Genomic DNA, 16,520 nt, shown 5'->3' with positions numbered 1-16,520 from the left:
TCTTCCTTTTTGGTGGCTGACGTTCCTTTTTTACCCTTGCACGTATGCGCTGGCACATGCAAGGCGTCGGCAACAATCGTTCGGTTACCGCACACGGTGATGGCAGCTAGCCGCCATCACCCTATCTCCCGACAAGCACATAGCAGCCCCACTTCCCCAACATTCCGTGAAGAAAAAAAGGCCCGCCAAAAGGCGGGCCGCAAAAGGGAGAGGGAGCAACGCACAACACGTTCAGGTCAAGCGACCAGGGTACCTGGCTGCAACTGCTCAGCCAGGGCTTGGGCCGAGGCGCGGGTCAGCAGGGGGGCGCTCACGGGCTCGCCGTTGCGCACCAGGTACCAGCACGCCAGCTGGCCCTGCTGACGCAGTGAAGGGGGGACGGCGCTGCCAACAACGGACATGATCTGGATAGTGGCCATGGGGACCTCCTGTGGAACATGGCCCTACCTTACGCAGCAGCCTCGGTGGTTTGAAATCAACTTGCTCGATAGTGGTCATTAGTTTTATCAACGATCACTAGCGTGGCGGGCCGTCCTACACCAGCTGGCGCTCCCAGGACGGTGCGATCACGCCCGCCATAAACCGTTGTGTAAGGGACGACAAGCGACTGCGTCTGATACGCTGAAAAAACGATTCAGTTCTGAAAAAGGAGCAGGTTATGTCGACGACTCCCAGCAGAGACACGCAGCTGTGCATCTCCCTGGCCGGCCGGCCCGGTACCTTCGGCGTGCGTTTCCATAACCACCTGTATCAGCAGTTGGGCCTGGACTTCTACTACAAGGCCATGAGCACCGACGACCTGCCGGCGGCGGTGGCGGGCATTCGTGCTCTAGGGATTCGCGGGTGTGGGGTGTCGATGCCCTACAAGGAGGCCTGCATGGCCCTGGTCGATGAGGTTGACCCCTCCGCCGCTGCCATCGAGTCGGTCAACACGCTGGTCAATACCGGCGGCCATCTGAAGGCGTACAACACCGATTACCTGGCGGTGCGTCAATTGCTGGAGCAGCATCAGGTCGACCCGGCCACCGCCTTTGCCCTGCGCGGCAGTGGCGGCATGGCTAAGGCGGTGGCCAGCGCCCTGCGTGATGCGGGCTTCAACGAGGGCATGATCGTGGCGCGCAACGAGCAGGCTGGGCGGCAACTGGCGGATGTCTGTGGTTATCGGTGGGTTGCCGAACTCGGTGACCTGTGCCCGCCGATGCTGGTGAACGTGACACCCATTGGCATGGCCGGTGGCCCGGAGGCCGACGTGCTGGCGTTTTCCGAGAACGCCATTGCAGCGGCAGAGCGGGTATTCGATGTGGTGGCGATGCCGGCGCAGACGCCCTTGATCAAGCGGGCGCAGGCGTTGGGCAAGCCGGTGATCACAGGCCTGGAGGTGATTGCATTGCAGGCACTGGAGCAGTTCGTGCTGTATACCGGCGTGCGGCCGACACGTGAGCAGGTTGAAGCTGCTGTGGTATATGCCAGGGATATCTAGCTAGGTCGTCTTGACCGGGTTCTTCTTCACCAGCCTCTTCTTTACCGGCCTCTTCGCGGGTAGCCGCGAAGGGGCCAGCACCGGTTAGCAATCAGAACGCCTTGTGGCCCTTGTCCAACTGCTGATCCACCAAGGCACGCCCATGCGCCAGTGACACATGCTGGGCCTTCTCAAGGTCCGAGAAGAACTTCATCGGCATGGGGATGCGCTTGCTGGTATGCCCTTCAGGGTCGGTGATCAGGCACCCGGCGGCGTAGGGTAGGGGGGAATCGGGGTGGGGCATCACGCTGGCGGTGATGGTGTACTTGCGGTGTTCACAGTGAAGAGATTGCATCGTCCTTACCTCGCTGTGCTTATGAAACCGTTACTTTCATATACCACAGCAAGGGGCCGAGAGTTCCCGGCCCGACGAGCGAATAGCGTTGAGGCTCAGCCCTTGAGTTCAGTCGGCTGAATCACTTCGACCCAGTAGCCATCCGGGTCCTTGACGAAGGCCAGGTGGTTCATGCGCCCATCTGCCAGGCGTTTCTGGAAGGGGACTTCGAGTGCTTCGAAGCGCGCGCAGGCTTCGCGCACGTCTGGCACCGAAATGCAGATGTGGCCGAAACCGCGTGGGTCGGTGTTGCCGTTGTGGTAGGCAAAGTCGGCGTCGTGCTCGGTGCCGTGGTTGTGGGTCAGCTCCAGAACACCTGGGATCGACTTCATCCACTGGTGGCGCGCGGCGTCATCGGCAGGGATCTGCGCCGGGTCGACCAGGGCCAGGAAGTACAGGCTGAAGGCGGCTTCGGGGAAGTCGCGCTTGTCCACCAGGCGGAAGCCCAGGACGCGTGTGTAGAAGTCCAGCGACTTCTCGATGTCCTTGACCCGCAGCATGGTGTGGTTGAAGACGAATTTGGCGGTGGCGGTATCGGGCTGCGCGGTGACGCCAGGCAGGGTTTGCAGATCGTGCAGGCTCATGGGAACTCCTGAGACGGGGCCGGGCGCGAGGCACCGGCAAAACAGACAGGCTGGCCATGATACGGCAGTGAAGCGATTGCGCAAATGAAAGCGCCCTGCACGAGGCAGGGCGCTGGAAGAGAGGCCCGCATGTGCGGGCGCGTGGGGTCGCTAGTCCTTTAGCTGTCTCGATAGTGAGCCAGCCCTTGTGAAAAAAGTGTGAAGTACATGTGGACGTTTCATCAGCGTACCCAACTTTCTACCGTGGCGGCGCCGTACTCTTCCTTCCAGGCCTTCAGCCCACGATGGTTACCCCCTTTGGTTTCAATCAGCTCGCCGGTGTGGGGGTTCTCGTACACCTTGACCACGCGCGGGCGGCGCTGTTGTTTGGGGGCAGTACTGGTGGCCCGGGTTGCCGCCTTGGGGTCGAGGATGGCGATGATATCGCGCAGACCCTTGTCATAGCTTTTCATCAGGCCGACTAGTTTCTGCTCGAATTCGATTTCGCGTTTGAGGCCGGCATCCTTTTTCAGCGCTTCCAGTTGAGCCATTTGTTCCTGAAGCGCTTTTTCGGCAGCACGAAACTCTGCAAGTCTGGACACTGTAATCACTCCTGTACGTCTTTCGTGGCAGGGCGTGACGAACATTGAAGTAGTACAAAACGCCGGCCACGGGGTGGGTTCCGCTGTTCGCTGACATCGAGTGTAGTCATTCATTGCTACTGGGTAAACTGCAAACTTTTAATAAGTAAGCACGGAACTTTACAGGTTTTCCGGGCGCTATTTCGTGAGGAGTTCGAGGGCCATCGCGAACGGTTCTAGACCAAGGTCCAATGGCCTGAGCCAGAGCCTTTGCGCGATCATTTCAGATGATGCTCGGCGACTGTTCGGGCGTGTCGCAGTACCGCAGCAGGTGTTTGCTGCAGGTTGTTTTTTTGCCTTTCTTTCTGGATGTTTCCACGCATGTTTGCCCCCCTCCCTCACGCCCCTGGGCGCCGTGTTGCCGGCTTGTTCCTTTTGTGTGCCGGCGTCAATGCCCAGGCCGCCGGTTTTCTTGAAGACAGCAGCGCCAAGGTCGAAGCGCGGAATGTCTACTTCAACCGCGACTTCCGTGATGGCCACAGCAGTTCCAGCCAGGGCGCCTCCAAGCGCGAAGAGTGGGCGCAAGGTTTTATCCTCAATGTGCAGTCCGGCTTTACCCAAGGGCCGGTAGGCGTTGGCGTTGATGCAATCGGCCTGTTCGGGGTAAAGCTCGATTCCAGCCCGGCGGACAGTAACAGCGGCCTGCTGCCGTCTTCTGGCCACGACCCGCGGCATTCGGCGGATCAATACGCGAAGATGGGCTTGGCGGCCAAGGTCAAAGTGTCCAACACGGTCTTCAAGTACGGCTCGATGATGCCGGACATGCCGCTGATCAAATACAACGATGGCCGGCTGCTGCCCACCCTGTTCCACGGCGCGCTGTTGACCTCCGAAGAAATACACGATCTGAAGTTCACCCTGGCGCGCCTGAACAAGTACACCGCACGGGACTCCACTGACCGCCAGGACATTCGCGTGCATTGCAAGAACAAGCGCTATGCCTGCGATATTGAAGCCGACCACTTCGACCTGGCGGGCCTCGACTACCGTTTCAGTGACCGTGTCAGCGCCCAGTACCAGGTGGCCAAGCTGGAGAACATCTATCGCCAGCACTTTCTCGGCCTGGTGGCGAGCCAGCCGCTGGCGGTGGGCAGCCTGTCGGCCGACCTGCGCCTGATCAAGAGCGACGACATCGGCAATGCCCGCGCAGGCGCCATCGACCACCGTGCCTTCAGCGGTATGCTCGGCTACAGCCTGGGGGGCCACAAGGTCAGCGCCGGCTGGCAGCGCATGTACGGTGACAGCGCCATGCCGTACCTGGATGGCAGCAACCCTTATCTGGTCAACTACGCCCAGGTCAACGACTTCGCCGCCGCCCAGGAACGTTCCTGGCAACTGCGTTATGACTATGACTTCAAAGCGCTGGGTGTCCCCGGCCTGACCTTCTTCACCCGTTACATCAATGGCGACCATATCAAGGTCCCGGGCAGCACGGGCGAAGGCAAGGAATGGGAACGCGACACCGAGTTCAAGTACCAGGTGCAAAGTGGCACATTCAAGGATGTCAGCGTACGTCTGCGCAACTCCACTTACCGCAGCAACTATGAGAAGTGGGCACGTGACATGGACGAGACTCGCGTCATCGTCAGTTACAACTTCTCCATCTTCTAACCGGTGGCTTTGCCAAAGACCCATGGCTGGCCGAGAATGGCCACGGGTAGTGGCAAAGGGCAGGGCAATGAAAGACCTGTTGTTGATTGGCATCGGCCCGGGTGATCCGCGTCAGATCACCTATGAAGCGGTCGAGGCGCTACGTCGCGCCAGCGTTTTCTTCGTGCTCGACAAGGGCACGCAGAAGGACGAGCTGGTGCGCTTGCGCAAGGCGATTCTCGAACGCTATCGACCCGAGGGTGGCTACCGGCTGGTGCAGCTGGCCGACCCTTCGCGCGACGGCCAGGCGGCGGATTACGTGGGCGCGGTGCAGGACTGGCACCGCCAGCGCGCCGCGCTGTATGCCCGCATGATCGAAGACGAGGTGGCTGTCGGCGAAACCGGTGCCTTTCTGTTGTGGGGCGAACCTGGCCTGTACGACAGCACCCTGCGCATTCTCGACCTTGTCCGCGAAGGCGGGTTGACAGTGCGCCTGCAGGTGGTCCCCGGCATCAGTAGCGTCCAGGCCCTGGCCGCTCGGCATCAGGTGCCGCTCAACCGTATCGGTGAACCGCTGACCGTGCTGCCGGGGCGTCGCCTGGCCGAGCAGGCGCGCATCGACAATGTGGTGGTGATGCTCGACGGGCAGGGCGCGTTTGCTGCGCTCGATGACCCTGACCTGATAATTTACTGGGGGGCCTACCTGGGGACCGCGGACGAGGTGTTGATTGCCGGGCCGTTGCAGGCGGTGAAGGCGAGGATTTTGCAGGTGCGGGCGCAGGAGAGATTGCGCAAGGGGTGGATCATGGACACCTACCTGTTGCGCCGAACGCTGTAATCGATTGCTGGGGAGCGGGCCTCTTCGCGGGTGGCCGCGAAGAGTGCGCGCAGGGTTCAGGGGGGGGTCAGTATCTGCATGACCTTGTCGCGCAACTGGTCAATGCCGAACGGCTTGCTGATCATGTGCATGCCCTCCGGCACGTTGACATTCTCGGCATAGCCACTGGCAAACAGTACCGGCAGTAACGGGCGCAGTGCGCGTGCACGGTGCGCCAGCTCTTCGCCGCGCATGTCCGGCAGGCCCACGTCTGTCATCATCAGCGCCAAGGCCTGCGAAGCATCTTCGAGCACCCGCAAGGCGGTGGTGGCGTCTTGCGCTTCGATGACTTCGTAGCCCAAGTCGGCGAGCACTTCGACCATCAGCATGCGTACGATGTCGTCGTCTTCGACTACCAGAAGGTGCATGGTTGGGTTCCTGTGCAAATGAATGTCTTTAATCTGTACGCTGCACGCCGGCAGAAGTTCCCGAGGATACCGATCCTTGCAATCAGATGGAACGATTGGCAAACCCAGCCTTCAAATACTGGCTAAATGCCCTGCCAGGCTCGGCAAAGCTGGTTAGACTCGCTGTTATCAGTGAGCACATTGGCAGGCAATAATAACGGTCTTTCGCCGCACTTCTTAATGGACTTTTTCGCTCGGGCGTCATCACATGATTCAAGCAGCCTCGATAGACCAGCAAAGCTTCCGCAAGCTGTTGAGCCGCAACATCGGCCTGCCCCTTGGGGTAGGGCTTTTCGGGGCCGTGGCGTTTGTCGCGGTGATCAACTACCTGCTCTCGGCCATGCAATGGGTCGAGCATACCGATCGGGTGATCGGCAATGCCAACGAGACGGTCAAGCTGTCGATCGACATGGAAACCGGCATGCGCGGCTTCCTGATCACCGGGGACGAACGCTTTCTCGACCCCTACGAGGTGGCCAAGCCGAAAATTCTCGGCAGCCTTCAGAGCCTGCGCGCAATGGTCGAGGACAACCCGCAGCAGGTTGACCGTATCGACCGGCTGATGGCCTTGCAGCAGGCCTGGAACGACTTCGGCAACCAGATGATTACCCTGCGCCGTAACCAGGGCGACTACCAGGCATCGATCGGCAACGGGCGGGGCAAGCGCATCACCGACGAGATCCGCAAGGAATTCGACGGCCTGATCAGCACCGAGCAGCAACTGCGCATGGCCCGTAACGAGAAAGTCAGCTCGGTCACCGTGACCGCGATCTCGGTTTTCGTGCTGCTCATCGTCGGCCTCAGTGCCTTGCTGGCCTACCTCGGGCGCCGCGACCTGCTGGCGCTGTCGAGCAGCTACGCGGAAAACCTCGAGGCCCAGCGGCGCGCCGCTGAGCGTCTGGAACACCAGGCCTGGCTGCGCAACGGCCAGACCCAACTGGCCCAGCAGGTACTGGGGCAACTGACCCTGCCGATGCTCGGCGACAACATCCTGCGCTTCTTCGCGGCGGCGCTGGGCAGCGTGGTCGGCGCGGTGTATGTGCGCGATGAGCATGGCAGCCTGGTGCGCGTGGCCAGCTATGGCCTGAGCGCCGAAGAGCAGGCCCGCGAGCAGATCAAGGGCGACCACGATGGCTTGCTGGCCCAAGCTGTGCGTGAAGGTCGGCTGTTGCGCCTGGAGGACCTGCCCGACGACTATTACCGCTTGAGTTCCGGCCTTGGCAATGGCCTGCCGCGCAGCGCACTGCTGATGCCCGCCACCGATGATGGGCAGATCAACGGCGTGATCGAACTGGGGTTCCTGCGCCCGTTGCAGGCGCGCGATGAAGAGCTGATGGAGCGGGTTGGCGGCAACCTTGGCATGTCCATCGAAAGTGCGCGTTATCGCCAGCGTCTGCAGGAAGTGCTGGCCGAGACCCAGCAGTTGAACGAAGAGCTGCAAGTGCAGCAAGAAGAGCTGAAAACCGCCAACGAAGAGCTCGAAGAACAGTCCCGCGTGCTCAAGGAGTCCCAGGCTCACCTGGAGATCCAGCAGGCCGAACTGGAGCAGACCAACGAGCAGTTGTCCGAACGCACCGATGCCCTGGACCGCAAGAACGACGAGCTCAGCCAGGCCCAGCAAGAGCTGCAGGCCCGTGCTGATGACCTGCAGCGTTCAAGCAAGTACAAGTCCGAATTCCTTGCCAACATGTCCCACGAGCTGCGCACGCCCCTCAACAGCTCGCTGATCCTGGCCAAGCTGCTGGCGGAAAACGGCGAGGGCAACCTCACCGGGGAGCAGATCAAGTTCGCCGAATCCATCTATTCGGCTGGCAACGACCTGCTCAACCTGATCAACGATATCCTCGACATCGCCAAGGTCGAGGCCGGCAAGCTTGAAGTGCGGCCAGAAACCACCCAGCTGGCGCGCCTGGTCGAAGGCCTGCGCGGCATGTTCCTGCCACTGGCCGAGCACAAGGGGCTGGCCTTCGAGGTCAAGCTCGAACCCCAGGTGCCGGTGACACTGTTCACCGATCGGCAACGGCTGGAGCAGATCCTCAAGAACCTGTTGTCCAACGCCATCAAGTTCACCGACCAGGGCCAGGTCGACATGACCATCAGCTACCAGGCCGGCACCGGCATCGTGTTCGCCGTCCGCGACTCTGGCATCGGCATCGCCGCCGACCAGCAGCAGGCGATCTTCGGCGCTTTCCACCAGGTTGACGGCAGCAGCAACCGCCGCTATGGCGGCACTGGGCTGGGCCTGTCGATTTCCCGCGACCTGGCGCATTTGCTGGGTGGGCAGATCAGCGTCGACAGCAGCCCGGGCCAAGGCAGCGTGTTCAGCCTGATCGTACCGGAGCGCTACGAGGTTGAAAGCGAGGAGGTCGAGGCGCTCAGCCTGCGGCCTGCGGTCGACACACTGCCGCCGGCGCCCAAGGTTTCCACCGCCACGGCACCGAAACTGCCGGCGCTTACCTTCGCCGATGACCGCGACCGGGCGCCGTTCGACAACCGCTGCATCCTGGTGATCGAAGACGAGCCGAACTTCGCCCGGATCCTCTTCGACCTGGCCCACGAACTGGGCTACAGCTGCCTGGTGGCCCAGGGCGCCGACGAAGGCTTCGAGCTGGCCGCGCGCTACATTCCCGATGCCGTGCTGCTGGACATGCGCCTGCCCGACCACTCCGGCCTTACCGTGCTACAGCGCCTCAAGGAGCTGGCCGGCACCCGGCACATTCCGGTGCACATCATTTCGGTCGAAGACCGCGTCGAGGCGGCCATGCACATGGGCGCGGTGGGTTACGCGGTCAAGCCGACCAGCCGCGAAGAGCTCAAGGAAGTGTTCGCCCGCCTGGAAGCCAAACTGACCCAGAAGCTCAAGCACATCCTGCTGGTGGAAGATGACGACCTGCAGCGTGAAAGCATCGCCCGCCTGATCGGCGACGACGATGTCGAGATCACCGCCGTGGCCATGGCCCAGGACGCCCTGGCGCTGCTGCGCGAGAACATCTACGACTGCATGATCATCGACCTCAAACTGCCCGACATGCTTGGCAACGAGCTGCTCAAGCGCATGACCGCAGAGGACATCCGTTCATTCCCACCCGTGATCGTCTACACCGGGCGCAACCTCACCCGTGAAGAAGAGGCCGACCTGCTCAAGTATTCGCGCTCGATCATCATCAAGGGCGCTCGCTCGCCTGAGCGCCTGCTCGACGAAGTGACGTTGTTCCTGCACAAAGTCGAATCGCAGCTGTCCCATGAGCGCCAGCGCATGCTCAAGACCGCTCGCAGCCGCGACAAGGTGTTCGAGGGCCGCAAAGTGCTGCTGGTGGACGACGATGTGCGTAATATCTTCGCCCTCACCAGTGCCCTGGAGCACAAGGGCGCCATCGTCGAGATCGGCCGAAACGGGCGCGAGGCCATCGAGCGCCTGGAGCAGCACGACGACATCGACCTGGTGTTGATGGATGTGATGATGCCGGAGATGGACGGCTTCGAGGCGACCCGGCTGATCCGCCAGCAAGCGCGCTGGCGCAAGCTGCCGATCATCGCCGTGACCGCCAAGGCGATGAAGGATGACCAGCAGCGTTGCCTGCAGGCTGGCGCCAATGATTACCTGGCCAAACCGATCGACCTGGACCGCTTGTTCTCGTTGATCCGGGTGTGGCTGCCGCAACTGGAGCGAATTTGACTAGCGAGCGCAACACCGACATCGAGATCCGGCTGCTGATCGAGGCGATCTACCTCAAGTACAGCTACGATTTTCGCAACTATTCCGGCGCTTCGATCAAACGCCGGATCCTTCATGCACTGCGCCAGTTCGACTGCCTGACAGTCTCGGCGCTGCAGGAGCGGGTGCTGCACGACCCGGGCATGTTCATGCAGTTGCTGCAGTTCCTGACGATCCCGGTCAGCGAGATGTTCCGTGACCCAAGCCACTTCCTGGCGCTGCGCAATGAAGTGGTGCCGCTGCTGCGCACATGGCCGTCGATCAAGATCTGGGTCGCCGGCTGCAGCACTGGTGAAGAGGTGTACTCGATGGCCATCCTGCTGCGAGAGGAAGGCCTGCTCGAGCGCACCATCCTCTATGCCACCGACATCAACCCGCATTCGCTGGACAAGGCCAAGCAAGGTATCTACTCGATGCAGAGCATGCGCGAGTATGAAGAAAACTACCGCCTGGCCGGTGGCCGTCGCGACTTCGCCGAGTACTACACCGCGGCCTATGGCAACGCCATCATGGACAGCAGCCTGCGCGACAACGTGACCTTCGCCGACCACAGCCTGGCCACCGACAGCGTGTTCTCCGAAACCCAGCTGGTGTCGTGCCGCAACGTGCTGATCTACTTCAACAAGGAGCTGCAGGATCGGGCCTTGGGGCTGTTCCATGAGTCGCTCTGCCATCGGGGGTTCCTGGTGCTGGGCAGCAAGGAGTCGGTAGATTTTTCGGCCTACAGCGAGCGCTTCGAGCCGCTGGTCAAGCCCGAACGGATCTACCGCAAATCATGAACGGCGTACGTGCAGTGGTGATTGGCGCCTCGGCGGGCGGGGTGGCGGCACTGTTCGAGGTGCTCGGCGCGCTGCCACCGGCGTTCAGCCTCCCGGTGCTGTGCGTGCTGCACCTGCCGGACGACCGCCACAGCCAACTGGCCGAAGTGCTGCAGCGGCGCTTGCACCGGCCGGTGCGCGAGGCGTGCGACAAGGAACGGATCAGTGCCGGGCAGGTCTACGTGGCGGGGCCGAGCTATCACTTGTCGGTGGAGCACGACCTGACGCTGTCGCTGAGCCAGGAGGCACCTGTGCATTTCTCCCGCCCGGCGATCGATTTTCTGTTCATTTCGGCGGCCGATGCCTATGGCGACGGCCTGCTTGGCGTGCTGCTCACCGGTGCCAACGAAGACGGCGCCAAGGGCCTTGCCTACATCAAGAACAATGGGGGCCGCACAATTGTCCAGGACCCTCGCGACGCACAGGTCGCCCTGATGCCAGAGGCCGCCCTGGCCCTGCATCAGCCCGACCATATCCTTACTCTGAGCGGTATCGGGCAACTGCTCGCGACCTTGGAAACCCGCGCATGCTAAGCCACACCATCGCCAAACTGCTGATCGTCGACGATCTGCCGGAAAACCTGCTGGCGCTCGATGCCCTGATCCAGGGCGAAGACCGCGAGGTGCACCAGGCCCAGTCTGCCGAAGCTGCGTTGTCGCTGCTGCTGGAGCACGAATTCGCGCTGGCCATTCTCGATGTGCAGATGCCGGGCATGAACGGCTTCGAGCTGGCCGAGTTGATGCGCGGCACCGACAAGACCAAGAACATCCCGATCGTGTTCGTCAGTGCGGCGGGGCGCGAGATGAACTACGCCTTCAAGGGCTATGAGAGCGGGGCGGTGGACTTTCTGCACAAGCCGCTCGACACCCTGGCGGTAAAAAGCAAGGTCTCGGTGTTCGTCGACCTGTTTCGCCAGCGCAAGGTGCTAGGTCGGCAGCTCGAAGCCCTGGAGCGCAGCCGCCAGGAGCAGGAGGTATTGCTGAGCCAACTGCAACTGGCGCGGGGCGAGCTGGAGCATGCCGTGCGCATGCGCGACGACTTCATGTCGATCGTTTCGCACGAGGTGCGCACCCCGCTCAATGGCCTGATCCTGGAAACCCAGCTGCGCAAGATGCACCTGGCACGGGGCAACCTGGAGGCTTTCAGCGCCGACAAGCTACAGGCCATGGTCGAGCGTGACGAACGGCAGATCAACAGCCTGATCCGCTTGATCGAGGACATGCTCGACGTCTCGCGGATCCGTACCGGCAAGTTGTCGTTGCGCCCCAAGGTGTTTGACATCAGCCAGTTGGTGCGTGGCCTGGTGGAAAACTTCACGGCCCAGGCCACGGCGCTGGAAACGCACATTGTGCTGCAGTGCTGCGAAACGTTGCTGGGCGAGTGGGACGAGTTTCGGATTGAACAAGTGGTGGCCAACCTGTTGTCCAATGCCATGCGTTACGGCGAACGCAAGCCGGTGGAGGTTCGCGTGTTCGAGCAGGATGGCATGGCCTGGGTACAGGTGCAGGATCAGGGCATCGGTATCAGCGCCGCCAACCAGCAGCGGATCTTCCAGCAGTTCGAGCGGGTCGCTGCACAGCAGGCCAGCGGTGGGCTGGGGTTGGGGCTGTTCATCTCCGAGCAGATCGTCCAGGCCCACGGTGGGCGGATTCTGGTTGACAGCGAGGAAGGCCAGGGCGCCACATTCACCCTGCAATTGCCGCTGGCAACGTTCCAACAACAAAACGACCAGGCGCGGGCAACCTCTGCGTAAGCCTGGGGTCAGATGGCCAACTGTAAGAATTTCAAGGCGTTATCATGAGTGAAGATGCACAAGATGTGGTGCTGGTGGTCGAGGATGAACCGGCCATTCGCATGATTTTGCGTGATTACCTGGCAGGCGAGGGTTATCACGTACTGGTGGCCGAAGACGGTGAACAGGCCTTCAAGATCCTGGCGAGCAAGCCGCACCTGGACTTGATGGTCACTGATTTTCGATTGCCAGGGGGCATCTCGGGGGTAGAGATCGCCGAGCCCGCGGTAAAACTGCGACCGGAGCTCAAGGTGATTTTCATCAGTGGCTACCCGGCGGAGATTCTCGAATCTGGCAGCCCGATCACGCGCAAGGCGCCGATCCTGGCCAAGCCGTTCGACCTGGATACCCTGCACGAACAGATTCAATTGCTGTTGCGCTGAGGCAGCTGGCCTTCGCGGCGGTGCGGCGATCCGCTGTGCCCCGCGAAGAGGCCCTGGCAGGCTATCGCAGCGTCCGCTCGATCCCACCGATCAGCAAGTTCTCCATCAGCTCCAAGCCTTGCTCTTGAGGCAATGCCTTGAGCAACCCCGGCAGTTGGTTGAGCAACGTCGCCAGCACATGCGCAGTAGCCTCCAGCGCTTGCCCTGGCAGTTTCGCCTGCGGTGCAATCAAACGCAGCAACCCTGCCTCATAGCGCTTGCGTAACGACGCCAGCTGCACCTGTTGCGCATCGCTCAAACAACATAAATCCCGCTCTGCCAGGCGAAACTGCAAGGGCCGCTCGGCATGCAACTGCCAATGCGCCGCGATCAGGCACGACAACGCCGATGCCCCCCGGGCCATGGCGCGGCGGCCTTGGTCCAGGGTGGCCTGCAGCTCCTCGTACAACTCTTCGATCAAGTCGTACAGCAAGTCCTGCTTGCTCGGGAAATGGTGATACAGCGAACCGGCGGTCAACCCCACGTGGGCTGCCAGTTCACGCATGCTGACCTGGCCAAAACCCTTTTCGGCAAACAGCGCCATGGCCTGGTCACGTCGCTCTTCAAAGCTGGCACAGCGCATCGCAGCGTTGACCGGAGGCATGGCAATCGCTCCTCAGTAGGTGAAGAAACCGCGGCCGCTTTTGCGCCCCAGCCAACCGGCCGCGACCATTTCCTTGAGCAACGGGGCAGGGCGGTACTTGCTGTCATTGAAACCCTCATGGAAGGCCTCCATGATCGCCAGCAGGGTATCCAGGCCAATCAGGTCGGCCAGTGCCAAGGGGCCGATCGGCTGGTTGCAGCCTAGGCGCATGCCGGTGTCGATGTCCTCGGCACTGGCCAGGCCCTCCTGGCGCACGAAGATCGCTTCGTTGATCATCGGCACCAGGATGCGGTTGACCACGAAGCCTGGGCGGTTGCCGGCGGTAATCGGGGTCTTGCCGACCTTTTCGGTCACCAGCAAGGCCTGGGCATAGGTGCTGTCACTGGTCTGCAGGCCACGGATGATCTCGACCAGGGCCATCATTGGCACCGGGTTGAAGAAGTGCACGCCGATGAAACGTTCCGGGTGCTCGATGCTCGCGGCCAGTTGCGTCACCGACAGCGACGAGGTGTTGGTGGCAATCAGGCAGTCGGCGGCAACGTTGCCGGCCACTTGCTGCAGAATGCGCTGCTTGAGCTGCAGGTTTTCGGTGGCCGCCTCGATCACCAACTGCGCGCCACTGAGCTGGGCATAGTCGGTGCTGGTGCGGATGCGGGTTTTCGCTGCCTCGGCCTTGTCGGCGTCGAGCGTGCCTTTGCTGACCTGGCGCTCCAGGTTTTTGCTCAAGGTCGCCACGCCACGCTCCAGCGCGGCATCGGACACGTCCACCAGCAGCACCTGGTAGCCCGCCACCGCGCACACTTGAGCGATACCGTTGCCCATGGTGCCTGCGCCGATCACGGCAATTTGTTCAATGTTCATGGGGCAGTTTCCCTCAGACGCGCTCGAAGACCACGGCGATGCCTTGGCCGCCGCCGATGCACATGGTCGCCAGGGCGTAGCGGCCCTGAATGCGGTGCAGCTCATGGATGGCCTTGGTGGCGATGATCGCTCCGGTGGCGCCGACCGGGTGGCCAAGGGAGATACCCGAACCGTTCGGGTTGACCTTTTCCGGGTCGAAGTCCAGCGCACGGGCTACGGCGCAGGCCTGGGCGGCGAAGGCCTCGTTGGACTCGATCACGTCCAGGTCCTGCACACGCAGGCCGGTTTTTTCCAGCACCTTGCGGGTCGCCGGGATCGGGCCCAGGCCCATCAGCTCGGGCTCGACGCCGGCATGGGCGTAAGCCACCAGGCGTGCCAGCGGCTTCAGGCCCAGACGGCGCACGGCGTCACCGCTGGCCAGCACCAGGCCGGCAGCGCCGTCGTTGATGCCACTGGCATTGCCGGCGGTGACGGTGCCGTCTTTCTTGAACACGGTCTTCATGGCGGCCAGTTGTTCTGCGGTGACATCGCCACGCACGTGCTCATCGACGCTGAACTGCACGCTGCCTTTGCGGGTTTTCAGTTCCAGCGGGACGATCTGGCTGGTGAAGCGGCCTTCGGCGATGGCGCGTGCGGCGCGGCGTTGGCTGGTCAGGGCCAGCTCGTCCTGCATTTCACGGGTGATGCCGTGCTTGGCCGAAACGTTCTCGGCGGTGATGCCCATGTGGAAGTGTTCGAAGGGGTCCTGCAGCACGCCGACGGTGTAGTCGATGCCTTGCAAGTCGCCCATGCGCGCGCCCCAGCGAGCCTGTGGCAGCAAGTACGGGCCGCGGCTCATGGACTCGGCGCCCGCCGCCAGGGCCACGTCGGTGTCGCCCAGCAGCAGGCACTGCGCTGCCGAAACAATGGCTTGCAAGCCCGAGCCGCACAGGCGGTTGACGTTGAAAGCCGGGGTTTCCTTGGGGATGCCGGCGTTCATCGCCGCCACCCGGGCCAGGTAGGCATCACGCGGCTCGGTGGGGATCACGCTGCCCATCACCATGTGGCCGATCTGCCCGGCATCCACGCCGGCACGCTCGATGGCGGCGCGGGTCACGGCGGTGGCGAGGTCTGCCAGCGGCAGGTCCTTGAGAGAGCCGCCAAAGCCACCAATGGCTGAACGGACGGCACTGACGACGTAGATTTCTGCGCTGCTCATAAGGGCTCCGATTGCGAAGGCATGGCGGGACCGGGCCTGGCTCTGCGAGAATGGCCGGCGATCCCTTTGTCCACCCGAGTCTAGGCAAAGGCTCTGCCAGAGCCTATGCCGGATCTGTTCATTCAACCTGGCAGTTTTTGCCACTCAGCATAGACAGCGAAACCCGCCATGCGCGATAGCGATACGGTCGCCGTGTACTTCCTCAAGGCCATGCTGCACGCCCTGCGCGACCGCCCGGACGTGCGCGATGCACACCTGCGTGCGGTCGGCATCGATCCACAGCTGCTCGACCAGCCCCAGGCCCGCGTACCTGCCAAGGCATTCGCCCAGCTGTGGCTGGCGCTGATTCAACGGTTGGACGATGAGTTCTTCCGCCTCGACAGCCACGGCATGCCGCTGGGCAGCTTTGCCTTGATCTGCCGCGGCCTGATTCTGGAGCCGAACCTGGAAAAAGCCCTGCGTCAGTGCATGGGCGGTTTTGGCTTGTTCCTGCGTGACCTGCGTGGCAGCCTCACGGTGCGCGCGGGCAGGGCAGTGATCAGCGTGCAGTCGAGCATCGCCGACCCGCTGACCCGGGTATACGCCGAGGAAACCTACCTGGTGCTGATGATCGGCCTGCTGTGCTGGCTGGCGGGGCGGCGCATTGGCATCGACCGCACCGAACTGGCGGTGTCGCGCCCTGCCCAGGACGACGACCTGCTGCTGTGGGGGCCTGACCTGCGCCTGGGCAGTGGGCGTACCGAAGTGGAGTTCGACAGCGCTTACTTGCGCCTGCCCGTGGTGCAGAACCTGCAAGCTTTGAAGGGCTTCTTGCGTAGCGCGCCCCAAGGCCTGGTGATTCGCTTTCGCAACCAGAATGGCCTGGTGGCCGAGGTCTATCGCCACCTGCGTGCGCGGCGCTATGGGCAGTGGCCGACCTTGGCGGCGTTGGCGCAGCTGCAGGGTATCAGCGCCAGCACCTTCCGCCGGCAGTTGGAGCGGGAAGGGCGTTCGTACCAGCAAATCAAGGACGAAGTGCGCCGGGCAATGGCGTTTGAACACCTGCGCGAAGGGGTACTGAGCATCGCCGAAGTGGCTGAGCTGGCGGGGTTTCAGGAACCCAGCGCGTTTCACCGGGCGTTCAAGAAATGGACGGGGCAGAGCCCGGGCAGCTATCGCGCCAGGTTGGTTGCGCGGTAG

Annotated in this window: 17 protein-coding genes; 9 read left to right on the top strand and 8 right to left on the bottom strand. The window is 62.3% G+C overall.

The features are described from left to right. Positions 1-236: 236 nt before the first annotated feature. Entirely contained in the window at positions 237-419 is a 183-nt protein-coding gene (locus tag CKW22_RS00525; RefSeq protein ID WP_095063604.1) for a hypothetical protein, read from the bottom strand. A gap of 239 nt (positions 420-658) precedes the next feature. On the opposite strand from CKW22_RS00525, the gene CKW22_RS00520 reads away from it, so the two are divergent. Next, a complete protein-coding gene (locus CKW22_RS00520) occupies positions 659-1,480 on the top strand; it encodes a shikimate 5-dehydrogenase (RefSeq protein WP_033698856.1) in 822 nt (273 codons plus the stop codon). A 91-nt stretch (positions 1,481-1,571) separates the two neighbouring features. Here the strand turns inward: CKW22_RS00520 and CKW22_RS00515 are convergent, their stop codons facing one another. From CKW22_RS00515 to CKW22_RS00505, 3 genes are all read right to left on the bottom strand, one after another. Then, positions 1,572-1,814: a hypothetical protein gene (locus tag CKW22_RS00515; RefSeq protein WP_095063603.1), complete on the bottom strand. Its 243-nt coding sequence runs from the start codon at positions 1,812-1,814 to the stop codon at positions 1,572-1,574. 95 nt (positions 1,815-1,909) lie between these two features. Then, the gene (gene gloA / locus CKW22_RS00510; protein WP_033698853.1) at positions 1,910-2,437 is read right to left on the bottom strand and encodes a lactoylglutathione lyase; all 528 of its coding nucleotides are present in this window, start codon (positions 2,435-2,437) and stop codon (positions 1,910-1,912) included. Between the two features lie 221 nt (positions 2,438-2,658). Beyond that, entirely contained in the window at positions 2,659-3,018 is a 360-nt protein-coding gene (locus CKW22_RS00505; protein WP_033698852.1) for a histone-like nucleoid-structuring protein, MvaT/MvaU family, read from the bottom strand. Positions 3,019-3,378: 360 nt separating this feature from the next. Between CKW22_RS00505 and CKW22_RS00500 the strand changes: the two genes are divergently transcribed. Both CKW22_RS00500 and cobF read left to right on the top strand, forming a co-directional pair. Then, positions 3,379-4,668 (top strand): OprD family porin, encoded by a 1,290-nt coding sequence (locus tag CKW22_RS00500; protein WP_033698850.1) that lies wholly within the window; start codon positions 3,379-3,381, stop codon positions 4,666-4,668. Positions 4,669-4,735: 67 nt separating this feature from the next. Beyond that, on the top strand, positions 4,736-5,485 hold the full coding sequence (gene cobF / locus CKW22_RS00495) for a precorrin-6A synthase (deacetylating) (RefSeq protein ID WP_095063602.1): 750 nt from the start codon (positions 4,736-4,738) through the stop codon (positions 5,483-5,485). A 56-nt stretch (positions 5,486-5,541) separates the two neighbouring features. Here cobF and CKW22_RS00490 read toward each other — a convergent pair whose 3' ends face one another. Next, a complete protein-coding gene (locus CKW22_RS00490) occupies positions 5,542-5,892 on the bottom strand; it encodes a response regulator (protein WP_033698847.1) in 351 nt (116 codons plus the stop codon). A 247-nt stretch (positions 5,893-6,139) separates the two neighbouring features. Between CKW22_RS00490 and CKW22_RS00485 the strand changes: the two genes are divergently transcribed. From CKW22_RS00485 to CKW22_RS00465, 5 genes are read left to right on the top strand one after another with little or no spacing between them, the layout of a single operon-like run. After that, positions 6,140-9,607 (top strand): response regulator, encoded by a 3,468-nt coding sequence (locus CKW22_RS00485; RefSeq protein WP_095063601.1) that lies wholly within the window; start codon positions 6,140-6,142, stop codon positions 9,605-9,607. Continuing rightward, positions 9,604-10,425 (top strand): protein-glutamate O-methyltransferase CheR, encoded by an 822-nt coding sequence (locus CKW22_RS00480; protein ID WP_033698843.1) that lies wholly within the window; start codon positions 9,604-9,606, stop codon positions 10,423-10,425. The genes CKW22_RS00485 and CKW22_RS00480 overlap by 4 nt, the downstream gene beginning before the upstream one ends. Beyond that, positions 10,422-10,997: a chemotaxis protein CheB gene (locus tag CKW22_RS00475; RefSeq protein ID WP_033698842.1), complete on the top strand. Its 576-nt coding sequence runs from the start codon at positions 10,422-10,424 to the stop codon at positions 10,995-10,997. The genes CKW22_RS00480 and CKW22_RS00475 overlap by 4 nt, the downstream gene beginning before the upstream one ends. Continuing rightward, positions 10,991-12,217, top strand: a complete 1,227-nt coding sequence (locus CKW22_RS00470; protein ID WP_033698840.1) for a hybrid sensor histidine kinase/response regulator — start codon at positions 10,991-10,993, stop codon at positions 12,215-12,217. Before CKW22_RS00475 ends, CKW22_RS00470 begins: the two co-directional genes overlap by 7 nt. A 44-nt stretch (positions 12,218-12,261) precedes the next feature. After that, the gene (locus CKW22_RS00465; RefSeq protein ID WP_033698838.1) at positions 12,262-12,639 is read left to right on the top strand and encodes a response regulator; all 378 of its coding nucleotides are present in this window, start codon (positions 12,262-12,264) and stop codon (positions 12,637-12,639) included. 61 nt (positions 12,640-12,700) lie between these two features. On the opposite strand, the gene CKW22_RS00460 is transcribed toward CKW22_RS00465, so the two are convergent. The 3 genes from CKW22_RS00460 to CKW22_RS00450 are packed head-to-tail and all read right to left on the bottom strand — an operon-like array spanning position 12,701 to position 15,341. Further along, positions 12,701-13,282: a TetR/AcrR family transcriptional regulator gene (locus CKW22_RS00460; protein ID WP_033698837.1), complete on the bottom strand. Its 582-nt coding sequence runs from the start codon at positions 13,280-13,282 to the stop codon at positions 12,701-12,703. Positions 13,283-13,294: 12 nt separating this feature from the next. Next, positions 13,295-14,143 carry a 3-hydroxybutyryl-CoA dehydrogenase gene (locus CKW22_RS00455; protein ID WP_033698836.1) on the bottom strand — a complete coding sequence of 283 codons (849 nt, stop codon included), beginning with the start codon at positions 14,141-14,143 and terminating at the stop codon, positions 13,295-13,297. 13 nt (positions 14,144-14,156) lie between these two features. Next, entirely contained in the window at positions 14,157-15,341 is a 1,185-nt protein-coding gene (locus CKW22_RS00450) for an acetyl-CoA C-acyltransferase family protein (RefSeq protein WP_033698835.1), read from the bottom strand. 168 nt (positions 15,342-15,509) lie between these two features. On the opposite strand from CKW22_RS00450, the gene CKW22_RS00445 reads away from it, so the two are divergent. After that, positions 15,510-16,520 carry an AraC family transcriptional regulator gene (locus CKW22_RS00445; RefSeq protein WP_033698833.1) on the top strand — a complete coding sequence of 337 codons (1,011 nt, stop codon included), beginning with the start codon at positions 15,510-15,512 and terminating at the stop codon, positions 16,518-16,520.

Source organism: Pseudomonas sp. Irchel s3f19 (assembly GCF_900187555.1).
GTDB classification, from domain to species: Bacteria; Pseudomonadota; Gammaproteobacteria; order Pseudomonadales; family Pseudomonadaceae; genus Aquipseudomonas; species Aquipseudomonas capeferrum.
The sequence above is the reverse complement of the archived record's forward strand: the minus strand, read 5'-3'. Positions and strand labels throughout refer to the sequence as shown.